Origin of the sequence: Pseudomonas sp. B21-040 (assembly GCF_024748695.1) — a bacterium.
Taxonomy (GTDB): domain Bacteria; phylum Pseudomonadota; class Gammaproteobacteria; order Pseudomonadales; family Pseudomonadaceae; genus Aquipseudomonas.
In genome coordinates, this window is the sequence record NZ_CP087176.1 from 4,066,988 (window position 1) to 4,090,344 (window position 23,357).

At 58.5% G+C, this 23,357-nt stretch carries 20 protein-coding genes; 14 read left to right on the forward strand and 6 right to left on the reverse strand.

Annotation, left to right across the window (positions count from 1 at the left end; all coding sequences use genetic code 11):
* Positions 1–81: 81 nt before the first annotated feature.
* The gene (locus tag LOY55_RS18645) at positions 82–651 is read right to left on the reverse strand and encodes a YceI family protein (RefSeq protein WP_109786763.1); all 570 of its coding nucleotides are present in this window, start codon (positions 649–651) and stop codon (positions 82–84) included.
* Between the two features lie 205 nt (positions 652–856).
* Between LOY55_RS18645 and LOY55_RS18650 the strand changes: the two genes are divergently transcribed.
* Positions 857–1,600 (forward strand): SDR family oxidoreductase, encoded by a 744-nt coding sequence (locus tag LOY55_RS18650; protein WP_258666189.1) that lies wholly within the window; start codon positions 857–859, stop codon positions 1,598–1,600.
* Positions 1,601–1,606: 6 nt separating this feature from the next.
* On the opposite strand, the gene LOY55_RS18655 is transcribed toward LOY55_RS18650, so the two are convergent.
* Positions 1,607–2,269 (reverse strand): phosphoribosyltransferase, encoded by a 663-nt coding sequence (locus LOY55_RS18655; RefSeq protein ID WP_258666191.1) that lies wholly within the window; start codon positions 2,267–2,269, stop codon positions 1,607–1,609.
* Between the two features lie 94 nt (positions 2,270–2,363).
* The gene (locus tag LOY55_RS18660; protein WP_223525048.1) at positions 2,364–3,722 is read right to left on the reverse strand and encodes an MATE family efflux transporter; all 1,359 of its coding nucleotides are present in this window, start codon (positions 3,720–3,722) and stop codon (positions 2,364–2,366) included.
* Between the two features lie 111 nt (positions 3,723–3,833).
* Here LOY55_RS18660 and LOY55_RS18665 point away from each other — a divergent pair, with 111 nt between their 5' ends.
* From LOY55_RS18665 to LOY55_RS18695, 7 genes are all read left to right on the forward strand, one after another.
* The gene (locus LOY55_RS18665) at positions 3,834–4,295 is read left to right on the forward strand and encodes a hypothetical protein (protein WP_109786685.1); all 462 of its coding nucleotides are present in this window, start codon (positions 3,834–3,836) and stop codon (positions 4,293–4,295) included.
* A 217-nt stretch (positions 4,296–4,512) separates the two neighbouring features.
* Positions 4,513–6,024: a DUF3300 domain-containing protein gene (locus tag LOY55_RS18670; protein WP_258666196.1), complete on the forward strand. Its 1,512-nt coding sequence runs from the start codon at positions 4,513–4,515 to the stop codon at positions 6,022–6,024.
* Positions 6,025–6,046: 22 nt separating this feature from the next.
* Positions 6,047–6,934, forward strand: a complete 888-nt coding sequence (locus tag LOY55_RS18675; RefSeq protein ID WP_223525047.1) for a DUF2950 domain-containing protein — start codon at positions 6,047–6,049, stop codon at positions 6,932–6,934.
* 233 nt (positions 6,935–7,167) lie between these two features.
* On the forward strand, positions 7,168–7,875 hold the full coding sequence (locus LOY55_RS18680; protein ID WP_258668356.1) for an SGNH/GDSL hydrolase family protein: 708 nt from the start codon (positions 7,168–7,170) through the stop codon (positions 7,873–7,875).
* Positions 7,876–7,877: 2 nt separating this feature from the next.
* Positions 7,878–8,306 (forward strand): nuclear transport factor 2 family protein, encoded by a 429-nt coding sequence (locus LOY55_RS18685; RefSeq protein ID WP_258666198.1) that lies wholly within the window; start codon positions 7,878–7,880, stop codon positions 8,304–8,306.
* A 155-nt stretch (positions 8,307–8,461) separates the two neighbouring features.
* Entirely contained in the window at positions 8,462–9,034 is a 573-nt protein-coding gene (locus LOY55_RS18690) for a chorismate mutase (protein ID WP_109786689.1), read from the forward strand.
* A gap of 132 nt (positions 9,035–9,166) precedes the next feature.
* A complete protein-coding gene (locus LOY55_RS18695; RefSeq protein WP_258666200.1) occupies positions 9,167–9,646 on the forward strand; it encodes a phage infection protein in 480 nt (159 codons plus the stop codon).
* Positions 9,647–9,864: 218 nt separating this feature from the next.
* Here LOY55_RS18695 and LOY55_RS18700 read toward each other — a convergent pair whose 3' ends face one another.
* Positions 9,865–11,901, reverse strand: a complete 2,037-nt coding sequence (locus LOY55_RS18700; protein WP_258666202.1) for an alkyl/aryl-sulfatase — start codon at positions 11,899–11,901, stop codon at positions 9,865–9,867.
* A 168-nt stretch (positions 11,902–12,069) separates the two neighbouring features.
* Here LOY55_RS18700 and LOY55_RS18705 point away from each other — a divergent pair, with 168 nt between their 5' ends.
* The 3 genes from LOY55_RS18705 to LOY55_RS18715 all read left to right on the forward strand — a co-directional run bounded on the left by LOY55_RS18705 (position 12,070) and on the right by LOY55_RS18715 (position 15,578).
* Positions 12,070–13,020, forward strand: coding sequence for a LysR family transcriptional regulator (locus tag LOY55_RS18705; RefSeq protein WP_109786692.1), 951 nt, complete (start codon positions 12,070–12,072; stop codon positions 13,018–13,020).
* Between the two features lie 159 nt (positions 13,021–13,179).
* Entirely contained in the window at positions 13,180–13,629 is a 450-nt protein-coding gene (locus LOY55_RS18710; RefSeq protein WP_109786693.1) for a hypothetical protein, read from the forward strand.
* Between the two features lie 290 nt (positions 13,630–13,919).
* Positions 13,920–15,578: an arylsulfatase gene (locus LOY55_RS18715; RefSeq protein WP_109786694.1), complete on the forward strand. Its 1,659-nt coding sequence runs from the start codon at positions 13,920–13,922 to the stop codon at positions 15,576–15,578.
* 48 nt (positions 15,579–15,626) lie between these two features.
* Here the strand turns inward: LOY55_RS18715 and LOY55_RS18720 are convergent, their stop codons facing one another.
* Positions 15,627–16,442 (reverse strand): hypothetical protein, encoded by an 816-nt coding sequence (locus tag LOY55_RS18720; protein ID WP_109786695.1) that lies wholly within the window; start codon positions 16,440–16,442, stop codon positions 15,627–15,629.
* A 275-nt stretch (positions 16,443–16,717) separates the two neighbouring features.
* Here LOY55_RS18720 and LOY55_RS18725 point away from each other — a divergent pair, with 275 nt between their 5' ends.
* A complete protein-coding gene (locus LOY55_RS18725; RefSeq protein ID WP_258666207.1) occupies positions 16,718–17,602 on the forward strand; it encodes a ChaN family lipoprotein in 885 nt (294 codons plus the stop codon).
* Positions 17,603–17,662: 60 nt separating this feature from the next.
* Here LOY55_RS18725 and LOY55_RS18730 read toward each other — a convergent pair whose 3' ends face one another.
* The gene (locus LOY55_RS18730; protein WP_258666209.1) at positions 17,663–18,055 is read right to left on the reverse strand and encodes a GFA family protein; all 393 of its coding nucleotides are present in this window, start codon (positions 18,053–18,055) and stop codon (positions 17,663–17,665) included.
* A gap of 207 nt (positions 18,056–18,262) precedes the next feature.
* On the opposite strand from LOY55_RS18730, the gene LOY55_RS18735 reads away from it, so the two are divergent.
* The gene (locus LOY55_RS18735; RefSeq protein ID WP_258666211.1) at positions 18,263–22,012 is read left to right on the forward strand and encodes a PAS domain-containing hybrid sensor histidine kinase/response regulator; all 3,750 of its coding nucleotides are present in this window, start codon (positions 18,263–18,265) and stop codon (positions 22,010–22,012) included.
* 184 nt (positions 22,013–22,196) lie between these two features.
* The gene (locus tag LOY55_RS18740) at positions 22,197–23,321 is read left to right on the forward strand and encodes a two-component system response regulator (protein ID WP_258666212.1); all 1,125 of its coding nucleotides are present in this window, start codon (positions 22,197–22,199) and stop codon (positions 23,319–23,321) included.
* Positions 23,322–23,357 lie beyond the last annotated feature (36 nt).

Consider the following 23,357-nt stretch of genomic DNA (forward strand, 5'->3'; position numbering starts at 1 on the left):
GATGCTGCGACAAAAACCGATTGTGGCACCCAGCCACCCCGGCAAACAATCGAATCACACGCTCAAAGTGCAGCTGGCACGTTATTGCTGCGGCGCAACCATCTTGAACCGGATATTGATGTCGTCGGAAACGACGTTATCGGCATATTCACCCTCGCCGATCTTGAAGGCGCTGCGCTTGAGCGTTAACTCGCCGACGAAAATCCCGATGGCGTTGTGTGTCGTCAGCAAGACAGGGACTTTCACCTTACGAGTAATGCCTCTGAGTGTCAGGTTGCCGATGATTGTGTATTTGTTGTCGCCGAGCGCTTTCACACCGACTGATTCAAAGGTCGCCACGGGATACGCCGCGGTATTGAACCAGGCAGGTTTTTGCAGTTCAGCGTTGGCGTCATCGCTGCCGGCATTGATGCTGTCGAGCTGGATAGTGAGCGCCGCCTTGGCCGCTGCGGGTTTGGCAGTGTCGAAATCCAGCGACGCCTTGAACTTGCCAAACGTGCCATACACCTCGGAGGCGAACTGGTTGTACGTGAAGGAGATGGTGCTGGCGGTCTGATTGACTTGGGTGTACTGGACCGCTTGGGCACAGGGCAAAAACCCAAAGATGAGCATGGCAGCCAGTACTGCAAGCCGCGGCAATCGAAACATTATGGGATTCTCCGGTCGTGGCCCCTGACTTGAGCCTGGCACCCGCACACATGGACCAGCGATAGAAGGACTAAAGCAAAGAACCACCGTTTATTCCACCTGTTGCGCAGTCTTCCGACCACCTGTCAGTTAATCCGATTCAGCGCCCGATACGCCCCTCCCAGCGGGTCTTTAATGAGGGTGGCACTCACCGTTTCGGGAAACAGACATGAAAATCGTCGTCATCGGAGGAACCGGCCTGATCGGCAGCAAGGTCTGCAAAAACCTGCAGGAACTGGGCCATGAAGCCTACGCAGCGTCACCGAGTACCGGGGTGAATGTCATCAGCGGCGAAGGGCTGACGCAGGCCCTGAAAGGCGCCGACGTGGTGGTCGACGTAGCGAACTCGCCCTCTTTCGAAGACCACGCCGCGTTGCATTTTTTTCAGACTGCCGGGCACAACCTGTTCGCGGCGGAGAAACTCGACGGCGTCAAACATCATGTCGCCCTGTCCGTCGTCGGCACTGAGCAGATGCTCGACAGCGGTTACTTCCGGGCGAAAATGGCGCAGGAAACGCTGATCAAAAAGTCGGGGATTCCCTACACCATCCTGCGGGCCACTCAATTTTTCGAATTCATCAGCGCCATCGCGTTCTCCGGTCGCGAGGACGGCGACACCATCCACTTGGCCTCGGCGGCGTTGCAGCCGGTGGCCTCGATCGACGTCGCGGCGGTACTGACAGACATTGCCTTGCAAGCACCCGGTAATCAGACCGTGGAAGTGGCCGGGCCTGAGCGGCGGCCACTGGTTGAGTTTGTTGGCGAGTATTTGCAACACATCAAGGACCCGCGCCGAACCGTCGCGGATGTCACGGTGCCTTACTTCGGTGCGCCAATCGATGACCAGTCGCTGACGCCAGGCGAGCATCCGATTCTCGGCACGACCTGGTTTAAAATCTGGCTCAACACCTGAGCATCGTCATGCTTTTTGCCAGGCCCGTTGCAACAGCCGGATGACTTCGGCGTCCGGGGTCTGGGAAAAATCCATGTACCAATGACCGATCGACATGAGCCACTCCGGGATCAGCGGGCAGATCAGCTCATCCACTTCACTGCGCAACGCCTCGACCGTCTCGGGTGGTCCCACCGGCACGGCGACCACGATACGAGCGGGCGAATGCACCCGCACTGCGTGGATCGCCGCCATCATCGAGGCGCCCGTCGCCAGGCCATCGTCGATCAGAATCACCACCTGATCCTTGAGCTGCACGGGCGGGCGGGCGCCCCGGTAAGCCTGCTCGCGCCGCAGCAGCTCCCGGGTTTCCCGTGCGACCACGGCATCGAACGAGTCCTTATCAATCGGGTGCACCCGCAATGCCTGTTCATTGAGAATCTGGATGCCGCCACTCGCGATCGCGCCCATGGCGAACTCTTCGTGGGACGGCACGCCGAGCTTGCGCACCAGCATCAGGTCGAGGCGAACGTCCAGCGCCGTGGCCACTTCATAGGCCACCGGCACGCCGCCCCGGGGCAATGCGAGGACGATGACGTCCGGGCAATGAGCGTAAGCGAGCAATGGCGCCACCAGACGCCGACCGGCCGCAACCCGGTCCTGCAAAACAGAGTGCGATGAGGGACTCATCTGAAAACCTCCTCAGGCGATCACGCCCGCCGGTTTCATCACGCAGTCCCCGAGAATTGTCGGCCTGACCATGGCCGACAGCAAGCGGTGCCGCTTACACCAACCGCTCGATCTTCTGATGCCGCCACACAAACCGGTAGTACGCCGTCTGCAACGCCAGCATCCCCAGGTACGCCACTGGAAACGCCATCCACACACCCTGCAAACCAAAGTGCCCGTCCAGCACATACGCTACCGGCAACTGCACCAGCACTACGCAAAAAATCGACACGGCCATCGGCACCAACACCGTACCGCTGGCGCGCATGATGCCGCCGACAATCGCCTGGAAACCAAACACCAACAGGCTCCAGAGCATGATGTGCAACAAGTGCTCGGCCATCGCCCGGGTGGAATCATCGGTCAGGAACAAGCCCAACAACCAGTGCGACAACACGTAACCCAACACCACCAAACCACCGGTCAGGCACACATTGATCAGCAGCCCCGTGCGCAAAATCGGCCCCATGCGCTCGACACGCCCTGCCCCGATCGCCTGGGCGCCGAGGATCGACGCGGTGATCGCAATCGACAGCGCCGGGAACTGCACGTAATTGACGATCTGCGTCACCGCCCCGTACGCCGCCGTCGCCTGCGAGCCGTGCTGGTTCACCAGCGCCAGAATCACCAGCTCCGACACCGACAACACCACCATCTGCAACCCGGTCGGCAGGCCAATGCGCAGCACCTTGCCAAGAATCACCAGGTCCAGCTTCATCGCCGCAAACATCTCGCGATCCGGTGCCAAAGGATGCCCTTTGCGTATCAACCGCCACGCCAGCCACCCCATCGCCGACAAGTTACCCGCCAACCCGGCATACGCCGCACTCTGAATCCCCATCGGCGGCAACCCGAACCAACCGCGAATCAACGCCGGCGTCAGCGCCAACCCGATACACGTCGACACCACCAACGCAATCAGCGGCGACACCGTATCGCTGACCCCGCGCAGCAGTTGGGTGAACAGCACGTAAACCAACAGCGACGGCATGATCCACATCATCACGTGGGCATAGGCCACCGCGTCATCCAGTACATCCGCCGGCGTGCCCAACCCCTGCAAGGCGCGCCTGGCAAACACACTGCCCAACACCGCCGCCGACAGCCCGATCATGGCGCCCAGCAGCAAAGTAGTCGCAGCGATGGTTTTCACCAGATGCGGCTCACGGGCGCCCCACGCCTGACCGATGAGCACACTGGCACCCGCACCGAGGCCAATGACCAGCGCGATGAAGAAGAAAATGATGGGAAACATGCCAGAGACAGCAGCCAGGGCCTGGGTACCGAGCATCTGGCCGATGTAGATGCTGTTGACGGTGCCCGACATGGATTGCAGGAAATTCGACAGGACCATCGGGCCGAGGAAAAGCAGGTAGGTTTTCCAGAGGGGGGTGGATTGGGTGGGGGTTTGCATTGAGTATCCGTCTCGGATGGGCGCGCGCGGGTTTGGGGGATTCTACGCCAGGGCGATTAATCAGCTATACCGCTATTCACCCCCGCAGTTTTTCAACACAGGAGCTTGGCCATGAAGCTCGCACATGCACTGACCGCCCTATTGATCGCTGCCACCCTATTCGGTTGCACCACATCATCAAAACCGGTGGTGTCCGTTTCATTGGTTGCCACGCGGCAAAACACCGGTCAGATCGGCAATGTGACGTTGGCCGACTGGGACAATAAAACCGGACTCAGTTTCTTTATCAGCGGTGTTCCCAGCGGTGGCACCCTGCCCTTGCGTCTCTATACGTTCATTTATAAAGGCAGTTGCCAACACCCCGGGGCAGTGGCCTACGCCATGAACGATCAGGTCAACACCGAACGCCAGCCCATACGCGGCTGGACGCTTTCCAGAAGCGCGCCTGTCGCCCTGTCGGTGCTGCTGGCGGGTGAGTATTCCATCGTCGTGCGAACGGCCGCGACCGATGGCAACGTAGATATCTTTTGTGGGGATATCAAACACGCTGGCGCGGCAAATCCTCCACAGTGACCGCCGATTGTTAGTCGTTTTAGCGATGAAAAAAATCACCCGACTGCTCGCGAGTTTCGATAGGCGTTTGAGTGAACTTAAATAAATGGCAGATTTTTTTTGTTTGCTACGCTTAGGGAGCGGCATCGAAGCCGAGGGTCTGTAGCCTGCAACGCAGGCGCTCACACCCAGGCATTGATCCACTCATTTCAAACCTGCCTGACCACATGGAGTTGCAATGCGCATTCCATTATTTCACGCGCTGTCAGCTGTCATTTTTTTGAGCGGATCGTTCTGCATAGCGCAGCCAGTGGATGCGGCCGTACCCGCGCCAGCGACTGCCCCCGCAGCCGCCCCGGCAAACCCGCCCAGTACGGCGCCCGCCGCGCCGCTGGCGAAAGATCCGGTGTTTACTCAGGAACAGCTGGATCAAATGCTGGCGCCCATCGCGCTTTATCCGGACCCGCTGTTGGCACAGGTGCTGATGGCCTCCACGTACCCCGGCGAAGTGGCCGAGGCGGTGACCTGGTCTAAAGCCAACCCGAAAGCCACGGGCGATGACGCGGTAAGACAAGTGGCAAACCAGCCGTGGGATCCGAGTGTTCAGGCGCTGGTCGCCTTCCCGCAGGTTCTGGTCACGCTGGGGCAGGATCCCATCTGGGTACAACGCCTGGGTGATGCGTTCCTGGCGCAGCCCGACGATGTCATGGGCGCCGTGCAACGTTTACGGCATCAGGCGCAAGCCGCAGGCAACCTGCAAAGCAACCAATATCAGAACGTGACGATTCAGAACATTCCGCCATCGGCCCCTGCCGTTGAATCAGCACCCGCCAGCAACTCGACCATCATCATTCAACCCGCGGACCCGCAGATTGTGTACGTCCCCACCTATAACCCGACAACCACCTACGGCACCTGGCCGTATCCAGCCTCGCCGCCTGCGTACTATCCGCCTCCGCCCGCCTACTATCCCGGTCAGGCATTGATGGCCGGGCTGGCGTTTGGTACCGGTGTGGCGATCGTCGGTGCGTTGTGGGGTGAATGTGACTGGGGCAATAACGATGTCGACATCGACGTTGAGCGCTACAACAACATCAATGGCAACACTCGGATCAACGCTAATCAGAACAAGTGGCAGCATAACTCCGCTCACCGCAATGGCGTGCCTTATCGAGACAACAGGAGCCGCGAACAGTATGGCCGCCAACTGAACGGCGCCAATCAGCGTTCGGCCTATCGAGGGGACAATGCCCAGCGCGCCCAGGCGCGTGAAAACGCTCGCGGTTCAATGGACAGGGCCGGCATCGAACGCCCCGCCACCAGCAACCGTGAAGCACGTAATCAAATGCGCAAGGCCGAACCCGGTGTCTCGGCCGGCAATCGGATGCAAGCCAATGCGGACAGACCGAAAGCGGCTGACAGAGGCCAGGGCACGGCCAGAAACACCCGTGAAAATCAGCAACCGAGGAAACAGACCTCTGACGTGAAACAACGCGGACAAGGTAACGCGAAGGCGCGCCAAACCACGCAAAACCGCCCGGCCGCGACGACCGCCAACAAGGGCGCTGCCCGCAACAATGCATTTGCCGGCACGCGCTCACCGTCCCAAGTCAACGCACAAGCCAATCGTGGCCGGGCCAGCCAGGCCTCTGCCCAGCGCCCCAGTGCCTCGCGCTCCGCTGGCCACCAAGTCAGTCGACCGTCCAGTCCACCATCGCGTCAAAGAAGTGGGGGGGCCGCCGGTGAATAACCATTCTGGAGTGAAGGCACTCATGGGTTTATTCCTTCAGGCCTTGGCGCTGACTGCCGGCCTGTCGTGGTCGTTCATGGTGATGGCGCAGCAGGAATTTCCAACACCGGAAAAGGCCGCTCAAGCGTTCGTCGAAGCGCTGGGCACGAAACAAGCCGATCACAAACGGCTGGCAGAGTTGCTGGGTGAGCAATGGCGCAGTTTCATCCCTAGCCAAGGCGCGGAGCGCGAAGATGTGGACGCGTTCCTGAAGCTGTACCACGAGCAAAACACCATTGAAAAAAGCGGCGAGGACAAGGCGGTTCTGTCCGTCGGAACTAACCACTGGACACTGCCTATACCCATTGTAAAAGGCGCAAGCGGTTGGCACTTCGACACCAAGGCCGGTGGTGCCGAAATTCGTGCACGTCGAATTGGCCGCAACGAACTCGCCGCGTTGCAATCAGTGCGGGCCTATCACGACGCCCAGATGGACTATGCATCCGTGGACCGTGACGGCGACGGCGCACTTGAGTATGCAGAGAATATTTACAGCGCCCCCGGCAAGCACGACGGACTTTATTGGCGGGACGACAATAGCGGCCAGATCAGCCCGTTGGGTCTCCAGTTCGGCAAAACCATTGCCGGTGAACCGTGGCACGGTTATCACTTCCGCATCCTTCATAGCCAGGGCCCTTCAGCACCGGGTGGCGCCTACAGCTACCTCATCGGTGACAAGATGACCCGGGGCTTTGCACTGATCGCCTGGCCGGCGAAATACAACGATACCGGCGTCATGAGTTTCATGATCAGCCATGATGGGCAGGTATTCGAGAAAGACATGGGGCCTGACAGTGAACAGTTGGCGAAGTCGATGAAGAATTTTGATCCGGATGCCAGTTGGGAAGAGGTCCCGGACAATGAAGAGTAACAAGCACTACTGAGGCCCGATGCGAACCATCAGGAGACGGACGATGAGCAAACAACCTCAACCCCGTAGCCGCGCCAACCCGCAGCCCCGGTCCCGTCCGGTAGTGCCTGGCCTTCCTGGTAAAACCGGCAACAAGTCCGGGGGCGTGCGCGGCAACTATCCCCCCAAAAAATCGCAATGACCTCATTTTGAAGGCTGCGCTGACCAAAATCCTGCTCGGTCCCTTGCTGCTGATGCAGGGCATCTACACGCGCCGGGTAACGCCCAAGCTGCCGGAAGCCGAGGGCGAACGCCAAGGGATCACCGGCAGCGGCGATGCCTTGCGGTTGTTGATTGTCGGCGACAGCGCCGCCGCCGGGGTCGGTGCATCGACTCAGGATGAAGCGCTCAGCGGCCAACTCGTCAGGCTATTGGCCAAAGATTACCGGGTCTGCTGGAAACTCTGGGCCAGGTCCGGTCTCGATACGCAAGCGCTGCTGGAGCTGCTTGAAGCGCATTCGCCGGAACACTTCGATGTGGTGCTGTTGTCTATTGGCGTCAACGATGTCACCAGCACGTTGGCGACAGATCAGTGGATCGCCCGGCAACAACGGTTGATGAGCCTGTTGCGTAGCCAGTACGCGGCGAAGCTGATCGTGGTGTCCCCTCTTCCACCCATGCACCTGTTTCCCGCACTTCCACAACCGCTGCGCTGGTACCTGGGGCTGCGGGCCAGTGGATTCAACGCAAACCTTGCCGACCTGGCCGGGCGAACGGAGGGATGCACACTGCTGACCACCCGGTTGGCCCCCGTGGCCGGTTCGATGGCGCGGGATGGTTTCCATCCGGGACCTGCGATATACAGTCAGTGGGCGCAGGATGCGGCGGTGGTCATTGACCAACAACGGCGCCAAACCGCGCCCCTCCATGTCGCAGAACACACAATAAAAATACAGGAGTAAAAATGTCCGAACTGAACCTGCACCCCAACGCCGCTGATTCCTTGAAGCAATGGCACGACATGATCCGCACGGGGGACTTGAGTACCCTGCCCGGTTTGCTGGACGCCAATGCTGTGTTCCGCTCGCCGATGGCGCACACGCCTTATCCGGGCGCGGCCGTGGTCTCGATGATTCTCAACACGGTCGTCAAGGTCTTTGAGGACTTTGCCTACCACCGCGAACTGTCGACGGCGGACGGGTTGAACGTCGTTCTGGAGTTCAGCGCCAAGGTTGGCGAAAAACAGATCAAGGGCATCGACATGATCCGGTTCAACGAACAGGGGAAAATCGTTGAGTTTGAGGTGATGGTCCGGCCCCTGAGCGGTTTGCAGGCCTTGGGCGAGCAAATGGGACAGCGCCTGGGTGCTTATCTGGCGGCCAGTAAAGGCTGATCGTTGGCGAGGCGTTGGGGTAATCGACAGCAAGCCCGGCCTGACACGCCGGGCTTTTTCGTGCGCAAAAAAATTCAGACCCCACTTAAAGCGGCTGCCGAACCTGTGTTACATAAGTCCCTGATTGTGAATCCTGCGCCCAATGAGGTTTGCCCATGCTCCACGCCCTTCGCTTGCCGCAACTGCTGACCGCTGCCTTGCTCGGCTCACTCGCTTGCGGCGCCCAGGCCGGTACGCCATCGCCGGCACCTGCCAGCTTGTTACCGCTGCTGGAGACGATCAATGAGCGCTTGAACATTGCGGACCTCGTGGCACTGACCAAATGGGACAGTCGCAAACCGATCCAGGATACGGCCCGGGAAGCTCAGGTCATCGACAGTGCCAGGAAGACGGCCGAAAGCCAGAAACTGAACCCGCAGGACGTCGCCGACTTGATCGCCGCGCAGATCGAAGCCAACAAACTGGTGCAGTACGGCCTGCTCGCTCAATGGCGCGCGGCGGACAGGGCACCGGACACTCCTCGGCCGGACCTCGTCAATCAAATCAGGCCTCGGCTGGATGAGCTGCAAAACCGCCTGCTGCAGCAATACGCCGACTTCGTGCCCTATCGCAATGACCCCGACTGCCCGGACTGGCTGGGGATCGAGCGAGCGGGCCTGATCAAGGATCAACTGCATGGACAGGCTCTGATCCGCGCCACTGGCGAGTTGTGTGTCGTGGATCAATGACCGGGCAACCGACGATTCGAGGCAACCATTGCTTGCGTCAATAGTCACCATTAACTCAATGAAGTTCTCTTAAAAAATCCGCGGCGTAACATCGGCTCCAGACCAAACAACTACACCCCGGAGCACACAATCATGAAACGCCAAACCCTTCTCAGCATCGCTTTCTCGGTTTTCGCAGTTAACGCTTTTGCCGCTACCTCTGCTCAACCTGTCGTCGCTGAAGGCGGCTCGGATCGTCTGATTGAAAGCCGTGTGGCTGAAGGGGGTTCGGATCGTTTGATCGAGAATCGCGTCGCCGCTGATGGCTCCGACCGTTTGTTCGAAAACCGCGTTGCCGCTGATGGCTCCGACCGTTTGATCGAAAACCGCGTTGCCGCTGATGGCTCCGACCGTCTGATCGAAAACCGCGTTGCCGCTGATGGTTCCGACCGTCTGATCGAAAACCGCGTCGCCGCTGATGGCTCCGACCGTCTGATCGAAAACCGCGTTGCCGCTGATGGTTCCGACCGTCTGATCGAAAACCGCGTCGCTGCTGATGGTTCCGACCGTCTGATGCAAAACCGCGTTGCCGAAGGTGGCTCCGACCGTCTGATCGAAAGCCGCGCTGCATAAATGCGGGGTTCTACCGCGGTACTCAAAGAAAAGCCCGGCCTTATCAGCCGGGCTTTTTCGTGCACAAAACAAATCTCGCGTTCTGATCGTTCCCACGCTCTGCGTGGGAATGCAGCCCGGGGCGCTCCGCGTCCCTCCAAAGCCGAACGCGGAGCGTCCGTCGAGGCATTCCCACGCAGAGCGTAGGAACGATCCAACGATCCATAAATCCAAACCGATTACTGTTTGGTGCCCGGCAGCAGTTCGAAGTCTGGGGTAAACGGCGTCATGGCGGCCATCAACTGCTGGAAGGGTTTGTGATCGCCTTCGAGGGTGGCTTTACCACTCGCAACGAGTTGAGCAAGGCTGGTTTGCCTTGCCATCACACCTTCGAGCGCCGCGCGATCAAGGGTAATCGTCAGATCAGGATTTTTCGCCTGCTGCCCCTTGATGTTAGTCAGGGTCGAATTGCTCAACTCCACCACAAACTCTTCCCCGTTGTCTGGCGTCTTGAGATTCATCACAAAGTGTTGGTCCGCGACTTTGCTGCCGTCCAGGGCGATGCCAAGGTACTCGAGCCACAACTCCGTACTCATGCCACGGATCATGTCTGGCCCGGCGGTTTTTGGTGGTACGCCCTTGGGCATGCCATTGCGTAGTTCATTCGCAGCCGCAAGGAAACTGTTGCGTACACCGGCACTTTCCTTCTGATAGCCAACCTGTTCATAGACGTCCGCCAGCAAGTCCTTGGCCTGGGTGTTTTGTGGTTCGGCATACACCAGCTTATTGAGGATTTCGTATGCTTCGCGGTATTTGCCCTGATCGAACAAGGCCTTGCCCTTGGTCATGATCTTGTCTGCGCCCCCCATCATTTCCACATAGAGCGGCGCCGAATCCTTCGGTGACAGCGGCATCAGCGTGGCCGGGTTGGCATCCCAGTAACCCAGGTAGCGGTTGATTACGGCCCGGCTGTTGTGCTCTTCCGAACCGTGATAGCTATGAGTCGCCCAGTTGTTTTTAAGGCTGTCGGGCAACGTGTAGACGTTATGAATCTCGTTGATGGTGACGCCTTCGTTGGCAGCATGCAGTACGGCGTTGTTCAGGTTGGCGTAAGCATCGCGTTGCGCGCGCATGACGTCCTGAATTCGCTCATTGCCCCAACGTGGCCAACTGTGGGCGGCAAACATGACGTCGGCCTGTTGCCCGTAGCGATACAAGGCGTTGTTGATGTTCTTCGACCACACCAGCGGATCGCGAACCAGCGCACCGCGCAACGTGTAGATGTTATGGATCGTGCCGACAATATTTTCGGCGGCCCAGAACGCTTTGAATTGCGGAAACCAGGTGTTCATTTCCGCCGGGGCTTCGGTACCGGGGGTGCTCTGGAATTCCATTTCTACACCGTCAATGGTCACGGTCTCGAAATCTTTTTCAATGTAGCGATTGGGCTCGATCAGGCCCATGTTGCCAATGGAGGCATTTTTACCAATCGCCATGTCGACATGGCCATTGGGGCTATGCGGCAACATCAAACCATACTGGAAGTAGGCGCGGCGACTCATGGCATTACCGGCGTAGACGTTTTCCGCCACGGCATGCTCCATAAAGCCTTTCGGGGCGATCAGCGGAACCTTGCCACTGCGGATATCCGCCTCATCGACGACACCGCGGATGCCGCCAAAATGATCGGCATGGGAATGGGAAATGACGACCGCTACCACCGGGCGCTTGCCGATTTTTTCGTTGATGAAATCCAGGGCGGCCTTGGCGGTTTCCTTGGACATCAGGGTGTCGAAGACGATCCAGCCGGTATCGCCCTTGATGAAGGTGATGTTGGCCAGGTCAAAGCCGCGCACCTGATAGATCTTGTCCGGCACCACTTCGTACAAACCATAGGCCATGTTCAGTTCGGCCTGACGCTGCAAGGACGGGTTGATGCTGTCGTAATCCTTGCCGTCCAGAAGGAAGTCGTAGCTGCCCATGTTCCAGGCAACATTCCCGGCTTCGGCCATGATCTTTTTATAGGACGGTGCGGCGATGAAGCCTTTTTTCGCCTCTTCAAAATCGCGCTTGTCAGAAAACGGCAGTGACTTGCGCAGACCTTTTTGCAGTTCGACCGTGTAGGTGGAAGGCGGCTTGCCTTTGTTATCGAAATGGCCGTTTTGCGTCGTGGCCGGGACAGGACTTGCGCCGTTTGCATCGGCTGCAAAAACGCTGGGGCTGAAACTGCTGCCCAGCGTGATTGCCAGTGCCAGATGAAGGGTCTTGTTGTACATGAAATGTTCCTTCGCCTAAGGGGGGTCAAAGGCATGAATGCCAATGATTGCGCGGGGTTCCGTGTGCTGGATACGAGGTCAACTTGACCCGTCGGCGTATGAATAGCATATTGATCTGATTACGAAAAATTCCATTTTGTCGATATTCGATAACATAAAGGTTATGTAATGACACCACGCCGTCTGCGCCAGTTTTTGGCATTGATCGAACATGCCCACTTTGGTCGGGCCGCCAAGGCGTTAGGGGTTTCGCAGCCGGCGCTGAGCAAAAGCATCCAGTTGCTGGAGAATGAACTCGGGGTCACGTTGTTCGACCGGCGCACGGAAGGCGTCGTGTTGACGGCGTTTGGTCAGTTGCTTCGGGAAAAGAGCCAGCGCCTGTTGATGGCGCAAGAGGATCTGGTTCGCGACATGGCCTTGCTGACAGGTGGCGATATCGGTGCGTTGAAAGTTGCGCTGGGCCCCTACCCCAGCATCAGCAGCGGGTATGCCAGCATCGCCCGATTGCATGCGCGGCATCCACACATCAAAGTCACGGCCCATGTCGCGGGCTGGCGTGACGTGGCCCTTCAGGTTGCCACCGGGGCGGTGGACCTGGGGATCGCCGAAATCAGTACGTTGCAAGGCCGGGAAGAATTCACCTGTGAACTGGTGGGTGAACATGAGGGGCGCCTGTTTTGCCGCCCCGGGCATCCGTTGCTCACGCAAAAGCGTTCGTTGAAGTTGGCGCAAACACTCGATTACCCGTGGGTGGCCTCGCGTATCCCGTTGCGGGTCGCCAGCCATTTACTGCCCGCCACATTGGGCTGCGCCGGCACTTATGACGCAGTGAATGGCGATTTTGTACCGGCCATTGAAATAGATGTGCCGATGCAAATTACGGCGTTCGTAGAGAACAGTAATGCCTTGGCCTTAGGCAACTTATCAAGCTTTGAACAGGCGTTCAGGACGGGGGAATTAGTACCCTTGCCCCTCCAGGACCTCGCACTACGCACCCATTACGGTTTCATCTACCTCAAGTCGCGCTCGCTACCTCCCGTTGTAGAGCTTTACATGAGGGAAGTGAGGGCGATGGAAGAAGAACTTCGTCAGCGTGAAAGCCTTTTAGCCAAGATATAGATGGCGTGAATTAAGGGTCGCAATTTGCGACCACCCAACAACAGAGGGAGCGATTGATAGCCGAACTTCTCCGAAAATAAGTGAATGGGAATGCAACGCCGCTTTAATGAGCTATACCCAGTATTCCCCCTGCACTTATTCAATAACTGGAGATTGACAATGAATCACTGCACCCCTCTGGCAGCGGTACTGGTCATGGCAAGTCTCTTCGGCTGCACCACTTCCTCAAATCATTCAATGAACCTTCCTCTGGCAGCCACCCACCAAAACATGGGCCAGATCGGCAACACCACATTGACCGCCGTGGGCGATAAAACCAACTTTGATTTCTACATCAGCGGCGTTCCAACCGGCACTAACTTGCCACCGCGCATCTACACATTCGTCAATAAAGGCAGCTGCAAGCAACCCGGCACAGTCGCCTATGCGATGAACGACAAGGTCAACACCGAGCACAATACAGGTACCAATGGCTGGATGTTTTACAGAAGCGCTCCGATCAAATTGCCAGACTTGCTTGCCGGCAAATACTCCGTTCTCGTGCGCACTGCGCCCGAGGATGGCAACGTCGATATTTTCTGTGGCGATGTGGCACAAGCGAAGCCATGACGCAGCCAGGGTTTTTGTGAGTCGGAAAATCGGCTCATCGGGTGATTGCCTTGCTGTCGTATTCCTGGAGGTTGTTACACGCCCTCCAAAACATCGCAATCACCACGTCCAACCCCAAAAACCGCACTAGACTCCTTTCTGCGCCTTAAGTTGTGCAGTGTCATGCAGTAAGGGGGGAAATGATTCTGCCCGCAGTACCAGGCTCATTCCTCGGTGATCAAGGCACCGAGAGTCATTGTTGTTGCGCACTACCCAATTGCCAACATCATGAAACTACGAGGATTGCTGGTATGCAAAACCTATCGGATCGCTTCAAGTTGTCTGTCGCATTCGCCGCACTTATGTCACTGAACGGACTCGCCCACGCCGCTCAAACGGAAAAAACCAACATCCTGTTTATCGTCTCCGACGACACCGGTTACGGCGACCTCGGCCCCTATGGCGGTGGTGTCGGCCGGGGCATGCCGACGCCCAGCATCGATGAGCTGGCGGCAGAAGGCGTCACCTTTTACTCCTTTTATGCGCAACCCAGTTGCACGCCTGGCCGGGCAGCCATGCAAACCGGGCGCATCCCCAACCGTAGCGGCATGACCACCGTGGCCTTCCAGGGCCAGGGCGGCGGCTTGCCTGCCGCCGAATGGACGCTGGCATCGGTGCTGAAAACCGGTGGCTACGACACCTATTTCACCGGCAAATGGCACTTGGGTGAAGCCGACTATGCCCTGCCCAATGCACAAGGCTATGACGTGATGAAATACGTCGGCCTGTATCACCTCAATGCCTACACCTACGCCGACCCTACCTGGTTCCCCGACATGGACCCGGAAACCCGCGCGATGTTTGAAAAGGTGACCAAGGGCGCGTTGTCCGGCAAGGCGGGCGAAAAACCGGTCGAAGAATTCAAGATCAACGGCCAGTACGTCGACACGCCCGTCGTGGATGGCAAACCCGGCGTGGTCGGCATTCCGTTCTTTGACAACTATGTGGAAAAAGCCGCACTGGAGTTTCTCGACACCGCGGCCAAGTCGGACAAGCCGTTTTTCATCAACATCAACTTCATGAAAGTGCACCAGCCGAACTTGCCAGCACCGGAGTTCATTCATAAGTCCATGTCCAAGTCCAAGTACGCCGACTCTGTGGTCGAGCTCGATACCCACATCGGTCGCATCATGGACAAGCTCAAGGCACTCGGCATGGATAAGAACACGCTGGTGGTTTACACCACGGACAACGGGGCCTGGCAGGATGTTTATCCGGATGCCGGCTACACCCCGTTCCGCGGGACCAAAGGTACCGTGCGTGAGGGCGGTAACCGGGTACCGGCCATTGCCGTCTGGCCAGACAAGATCAAGCCGGACACGAAAAATCACGAGATTCTCGGTGGCCTGGATTTGATGGCGACATTCGCTTCTGTTGCCGGCGTGAAGCTGCCCGAGAAAGATCGCGAGGGTCAGCCGATCATCTTCGACAGTTACGACATGACGCCAGTTCTCACCGGCAAAGGCCCCTCTCCACGCAAAGAGTGGTTCTACTTCACCGAGAACGAATTGTCCCCGGGTGCGGCCCGTGTTGGAAACTATAAGGCCGTGTTCAACCTGCGGGGCGATGATGGCGCGCAAACCGGTGGTCTGGCGGTGGACTCCAACCTGGGCTGGAAAGGCGCCGTAAAATATGTGGCCACGGTGCCGCAAGTCTTTGACTTGTGGCAAGACCCGCAAGAGCGCTATGACCTGTTCATGAACAACTTTACTGAGCGTACCTGGACGATGGTGCCGATCAGCCAGGCGATATCCAAGCTCATGCAGACCTATGTCAAATACCCACCTCGCAAGATGCAAAGCATGACCTATGACGGACCGATCGAGTTGTCCCAGTATCAAAAATTCCAGTCGGTTCGCGAGGAATTGCAGAAAGAAGGCATTAACCTGCCAATGCCAGCCGGCAACTAGTTAGTCAGGCACGGCGGTTCATACATGGAAGGATAATCAGGGTGGCGCTTACTTTGGAAACAACAGCGTAAACGCCACCCTGAACCCCCAGCCCTCAGCGCCATCTTTCGGGCTGTCAGCCCAATAACGCGGTCCAACTTGCACGGTCATGGGTTGATGACCCACTTTGAACAACTGGGTGACCGACAGGTTGATCGGCACGGACCATTCACGGGTCTGCCAATCGTAGGTGGATTCGGTGTTGATGCCGAAGGTGGTGTAGGTGTGGGTGGTGTAGCTGAAAAACGGTTGCAGGAACGTCGCGTTGACCTTTTCCTTGTCATCGGGTGGGCTGTTTTCCAGTGACCAGATGTGATTGGCCAATATTCCGCGGGTCCAGCCATTGCTCTGTTTTAGGAGCACCACCGTAGGGCCTAACCCCCATTGCTCATTGCTCAAAAGATCATTGCTGCCGGTCGGCACCAGAATGGCCGGTCCCACCCCCCATATCCAGCCATTCGCGGTTGGTTTTTGGGGTGAGAAAAAGAAGCTCTGGGTCACATCACCGGCTCCGGATTTATCTGCCTGCCCGCCAGGCACCAGACCATGCTGATCAATGATCGGCAGGATGGTCCGCGATATCAGGTTCCACTCGTCATTGAGGCTGAATGGCAGCACCGGCTGGATGTTGGTGACGCTTTGGTAACCCTCGCCACTCGGGCCGAGTTTCTGATTCCAGTTGTACTGAATCGGTAGGCTGTACAGCGCGGCGACGGGATTCAGTGTTTGCTTGGCCAGTTCGGCCTGACTATCGTCAGGGAAACCGGTTTGTGGCCAAACCACCACACACGCCAGAACAGGAGCCAGTTGAAAGCGTTTATTCATCAGAACCTCGTATCAGAAATCGGGAACCGACCTCTCCCCAATCAAGGTGAATGACCTGTAACCCAATTAGCTTAGTTGAGATTTTTCTGAGTGTTTTTGCGACGAGTGACGCTCGCGTTCCATCTTTATTCAGCGTGGGCACGAGCGTTACGGAGCGCTGTCAGGTCGTGCGTTGATTCACCAGCACCCGGAACGCGGCCACCCTTTGATCATCGCACGCTGATAATCCCCCTCCTCTATTGATCGAGGAGGCCACCGTCTACCAAGGAAAAACGATGCGGCTTCTGTTGCTCTGCCTGTTCAGCCTGCTGGCTGCCTGCCAATCCCATCACGTCTCGCCGCCCCCGGCGCCCATCGCCCCGCAAGGACGGGACCATGCCGACCTTGGCGCCATCCGCGAACTCGCCACCGGTCGAACGCTGACACCACAGGAACTGGTCGAACGTCTCGCCGTTGCGCCGCGTGTGCTGGTCGGCGAACAGCATGACAATCCGGATCACCACGCCCTGCAATTGTGGCTGTTGCGTGAGCTGGCGATTCAACGCCCTCAGGGCAGCCTGCTGATGGAAATGCTCAATCCCGATCAGCAAACCAGGGTCGACGCGGCGCAAACCGCCACCCGTGCCGGGCAACCACCGGCCGACGCGTTCAAGGCGCTGGCCTGGCAGGCCAATTGGGACTGGAGTGTCTACGGCGCGCTGGTCACTTACGCGCTGCGCCAACCCTATCCGCTGCTGGCGGCCAACCTGGACAGGGCGCAAATCATGCAAATCTACCAACAGCGCCCGGCACTCACGGGTACAGCGTCCACCACGAAAGCCGTGCAAGCCACCTTGCTGGCGAATATCAGAGAGTCCCATTGCGGATTGCTGGCTGAAGCGCAAATGCCCGCGATGCTCGCCGTGCAACAGCAGCGTGACCGACGCATGGCCGAACACCTGATGGCTGCACCGACACCGGCGCTGTTACTGGCCGGGGCTTTCCATGTGCGCAAGGATCTGGGCGTGCCACTGCACCTGACGGACCTCGGCGCTGGCGAAGGCAACGCGGTGCTGATCCTGGCTGAGGCGGGCAAGACGGTGACCGTCGAGCAAGCGGATTACGTGTGGTATAGCGCTGCACAACCGGAACAGGACTATTGCGCGACGTTGCGCCGTTGAGGATCGGCTAGTGTCAGGCACAAGCCTGGCCGCCCGTCGACCAGCGAGGGGCTCCGTGGACTACCCCTCGAAACGCCCGGCGGTCTCACGGTCGTGCTCATATCGCCGCGTAAGCGCAAACACCGGCAACCAGGACTCGCGCCGAACGGTCCAGCTTTCGTAGGTTGGCGTCAGTTGGTCAGGGGCATCCAGGGAACCCAGGTTGACTTCGACCTCGTCGGCGGTGCGGGCGAAAACCGACGAACCGCAGCGAGGGCAGAAAAACCTCCCGGCGTAATCGCGCGTTTCGCCCTCGATCGTCACAGACTCCTGAGGAAATATCGCGGATGCATGAAAAAGCGCCCCATGATGCTTGCGGCAATCGAGGCAGTGACAAAGGCCCACGCGGTATGGGCGCCCTGAAGCCACAATCCTGACGTTGCCGCACAGGCAACCACCGGTGAATCGGTCCATGTTGCACCTCCTCGTCAATCACGCGGTTGGAACGGCCCTTTTAAAATAGCAGCGATCCAGTCTGGGGTCGTTTCACGACTTTTCAGCGTTTTTCATCGAATCGATCCCACTGAATCAGGTGTTTTCACAGCACCGGCGCAGGCGTGGCGGTTTACTGCAGACCTAAGCTTCCGGCGCGTGTCCGGAGCGGTTGTCGCAGGAGAGCCCATGAGTCTGGAACGTCTGAGCAAACTCATTTCGGCAGGATTTGGCATGGCGGTGATTGCTTGCCTGCTGACCCTGTCCCTGGATGAGTATTACGGTGCCCAAGCCGCGCGCGCCACGGATCGACGGCACCAGACCATCACCGCCGTTGCCCGAATGGCGACCCTCAACCGTGAACTGACCCAACTGGCACGCCTGTATGTCGGCACGGGCGACGAGCTGTTTCTCACCCAATACAACGAAAAGTGGCAAAAAGGCCGGACTTTCCACGACACCAAACTGGAGCTTCAAGCCGTCGGACTGAATGATCAGGAAGCCCGATTGCTGGCGACGGTCGAGGACATGGATCTCAGGCAAACGAGCATGGAGCGCCTCGCGATGAAACAAAGTTTTCATCGAGGCGGTCCGACACAGCTTGCAAGCACCACTTACATCAATACCGAGTGGAATTTTGCCGACGCGCTGAATCAACTGACCACCTCGACGACCCAACGTTTTAATAGCGACTTCGAGGCTGCGCGAAACAAAGCCCAGTTGGCCAGCCACATCAATGTCTTGATGCAATTGATCACATTGGGCGCAGGTCTATTGGCATTTCTGGTGGTCCTGCGTCGCCAGTTGATGATCCCGTTGTTGCGTCTTTCCGAGCGCATGCGCCGCCTGCACGCCGGCGAAGCCCTTGGTGAGCCGGCGCAGCGCCAGGGGCTTGCTGAAGTCGTGGCGCTGGCCGAGGCATTCGATGCCTATGTCGACGTCAATGAAGAGCTGCACCGACAGCACTGGGTCAAGGGGCACCTCGGCGAGCTGGTCCAAGCGTTGCAGTTGTGCACCAGTCGGGAGGCATTCGCCGCAACGTTGCAGCAAAAGCTGGGCGAGTGCCTGGGTTGCAAGGCGATTTTGCTATTCGATGCTGAGTCCTTCGACATGCCGGCAGGCCACTTGCACTACAGTTTGCCACTGCAGCAGGACGGGCAGCAGCTGGCGAGCCTTGAACTCGATTTTGCCCATCGCCCGGATTGCGCTCAGCTCCAGTTGCTCGACACCCTGCCCAACCGACTCGCCACGCTCCTGAATTTGCTGGATCAGAGCACGCACAATCAGCGATTGCTGCACCAGGCCCACCTGCAGGCCCGGCTGCTGGAGCGCCAGGCGCTGATTCTGCAACAACGCCAACAGTCGCTGGAAGCCACTGAGGGCTGGTATCGCAGCATCGTCGAGTTTGCCCCCAAAGCACTGCTGGTGTTCGACGAGGGCGGCGTGATCCTCGCCAACCAGGAAAGCGAAGCAACCTTTGGTTATGCCCCCGGCACCTTGCTTGGCCAGAGTTACCGCGCGCTGGTGCCGGACAGCCAGCTCGAGACCGTTGATCGCATGCTTGAGCGAGTGCACCTGAACAAGGTGCTCGACACCGCCGAAGTGATTGCGCGGCGAGCCGATGGCAGTGAGTTTCCCGCTGAGTTGCGCCTGTGCCTGCTGCCCGTGCGCGAGGATCGTGGGCAATGCCTGTGCATTGCGATACGCGATCTCAGCCAGCGTAAAGCCGAAGAGCGCTGCCTGCGTGAAGCGCATGAGCAGCAGCAGGCCATTGTCGGCTCGGCGCCCTATGGCATTGCACTCGTACAGGGTGGATTGATCGCACAGGCCAATTCGCGTCTGGACGAATTGCTGGGTTACGCACCCGGTGAGCAACTGCAGCGGTCCCCGCTGATCTGGCTGGATCAGGTCATTTCGGCGCAAACAGTGCAGACACTGGAAGCACAGATTCGCGAGGCGCTGGACCGTGGCGAAATCTATCAGCAGCAGCTGCAACTGCGTCGCAAGGACGCCCGATGCTTCTGGGCCAGCGTCAGTGCGCGAGCCATCACGTCCGCAAACAACTCCCGAGGCTCGATCTGGATCATCGAAGACATTTCCGCCCAGCACGCCGCGGCGAACGAGATGCAGCAGGCGCGGCAACTGGCCGAAGACAGTGCGCGTATCAAGGCTGAGTTCCTGGCCAACATGAGTCACGAGATTCGCACGCCGATGAACGCCATCATTGGCATGACACACCTGACCTTGAGGACGGAGCTGAACGAATCTCAGCGCGACTACTTGAACAAGGTACAGAGCTCCAGCCGCCATTTGCTGGGCGTGCTTGACGATATTCTGGATTTTTCCAAGATCGAGGCCGGCAAGCTTCAACTGGAGGTCCGCGACTTCAGCCTGACCCAACTGCTGGAGGAAGCCCTTGACCAGGTACGTGCGCGTATTGCCGATAAAGGCCTGGATGTGCGGCTCAACATGGGGGCGGACGTACCCGATCGCGTGTGTGGCGATCCGCTGCGACTGCGGCAGATATTACTCAACTACCTGAGTAATGCGGTGAAATTCACCGAACGTGGGCAGATCCGTATTGAAGTAAGTCTGCGCCAGGCCGCCGCCGATGACGCCTTGCTTTGCTTCAGCGTGAGCGATACCGGCATCGGCCTGTCGTCCGAGCAGTTGAAACACATGTTCCAGAGCTTCCAGCAGGCCGATGCCTCCACCACACGACGCTTTGGTGGCACGGGCCTGGGGCTGGCCATCGCCAAACAGCTGTCCGAGTTGATGGGCGGTCAGGTGGGTGTTCAGAGCGTGCTGGGGGAAGGCAGTCATTTCTGGTTTGAGGTGCGCCTGTTGTTGGCCCGCAACACGGTCATTGAAGGCCTGTGCGCAGCGGAGCATCACAGCGACTGGCAGGCGACCGAAGGGACCCGCGTTTTACTGGTGGAAGACAACGAGTTAAACCAGCAAGTGGCCACCGAATTTCTGCGGGCGGCCGGTTGTCGGGTCGAAATCGCGACGGATGGCCGCCAGGCGCTGGATCGATTGGCCGAGGAGCGCTACGACCTGGTGTTCATGGACATGCAGATGCCGGTGCTCGATGGTCTGACGGCCACCCGCCTGCTGCGTCGGTTGCCCGGCATGGACACACTGCCCGTCATTGCCATTACCGCCAATGCGAGCCAGCGTGATCAAGACGCTTGTCTGGCAGCCGGCATGAATGACTTTGTCAGCAAACCCTTCGAACCGCAGACGCTCTACGCGGTGTTGCGTCGCTGGCAGCCTGAGACATCGGTCCAGCCTGCGTGCGACGCGGCGCTGGCGCCGTTGGCAACGCAGAGTTGCGCCGAGGCGAGCTTCAAACTCGACGGCGTGGACACGGTTGCGGGCCTGCGACGGGTACTGGGCCGGCACACTCTGTATGCGAATTTGCTGCGCAGTTACCAGACCCACCAGAGCCACTTGCTCAAGCAGTTACGCACGGCGTTGATGCAGGGTGACCTGGCTAAAGCCGAACTGTTGGCCCATAGCTGCAAAGGCGTGTCAGCGACCATCGGTGCCGACATCGTCGCGCAGGCGGCAAACGAGTTGGAGCAAGCACTTCGCACAAAGCGCCCCAATGAAGCGCTGCAAATCGCTCTTCAGGCATTGTCTGAACCCTTGGAAGCCCTGCTGAGGCAAATGCGGGAGCGGTTGCCCGGTGAAATCGAGACGGCACCGACAGCGGTCGACTACGTCGAGTTACGACGGATCTGCCGACATCTCGAAACCCTGCTGAGTGATTTTGATGCGCAGGCAGTGCCCTATTTGTCCTCAAATGCGGGTGTATTGCGAGGCGCGTTCGCGCAACGCTTCCAGCCACTGGACGACGCGGTGAAACGTTTCGATTTTGAGCGGGCGCAGGTCTGTCTGAAGGAGGCGATGCAGGCGGTGGAACCCGCGCAATGAACGAATAGAAACGTTGAGGCAATACACACTTCATGACCTCAAAAGCAGGCTGTTCAGAAGTTTTCAGCGTTTTTCAGCACCCGGCGGAAAAGGCTCAGTCCATTTCAGAGCAGAGGTGCAAGTGGCATGCGTTACTGAAAGTACTTTATCGACACATCCGTGACAGCCGTCACAAGGAAACCCCGTGAACAGCTCAACCCAAAGACCCATCGTGCTGGTGGTCGACGATGTGCCGGCCAATCTGCAGCTGATCAGTGAGCTGTTGCGTGAGCTTTATCACGTACGAATTGCTACCAGCGGTGCCCAGGCCTTGAAGATCGTCGATCGGACAATACCCGACCTGATTCTGCTGGATGTGATGATGCCCGAAATGGATGGCTATGAGGTTTGTCGTCGTCTCCAGCAAAATCCGCAGACACGTGATGTGCCGGTGATGTTTCTGAGCGCCAGGATTCAGCATGAGGATGAGTGCCAGGGTTTCGCACTGGGAGCTGCCGACTATCTGTTCAAGCCGATCAATCCGGCCATTCTGCTCGCACGGGTGCAGACACAGTTGCGCCTCAAGGCGACGACGGACCTGTTGCGTTCGCACAATGCCTACCTCGACCAGGAAGTCCTGGCGCGAACCCGTGAGCTGCAGGCCACCCATGACGTGACCATCCTGGCCCTTGCCTCGCTGGCCGAGACTCGCGACAACGAGACAGGCAACCACCTGCGGCGCACACAGCACTATGTTCGGCTACTGGCAGAAAAATTAAGCGATCACCCGCGATTCAGCGTGCATCTAGATGATCAAAGCATTGAGCTGATGTTCAAGTCGGCGCCGCTGCACGATATCGGCAAGGTCGGTATTGCAGACCATATCCTGCTCAAACCGGGGCGCTTTGAACCTGCCGAGTTCGAAATCATGAAGACCCACGCCCAGCTGGGTTACCAGGCCCTGGTACATGCCGAGGAACTGTTGGGCGCGCAAGTGCCGTTCCTGCGTATCGCCAAGGAAATTGCCCTGTGCCACCACGAAAAATGGGATGGCAGCGGTTATCCCAATGGCCTGGCCGGTGACGCCATTCCTGTCAGCGCCCGCTTGATGGCGGTTGCCGATGTCTACGACGCGGTCATCAGCCGACGGGTATACAAGTCGCAGATGTGCCACGAGAAGGCATTCGCGATCATCTGCGAGGGTGCCGGACGGCATTTTGATCCGGATGTGGTGGCCGCCTTCATCGACCTGGAAAAAGAGTTTGAGCGGATCGCCGAGCGCTATGCCGACGCCCCTGCCGAGGATGCCCTTGAGGCCTTGGCCGGGTAGACCACTGGCAAACAACGACTGAGCTCGCCACCTATT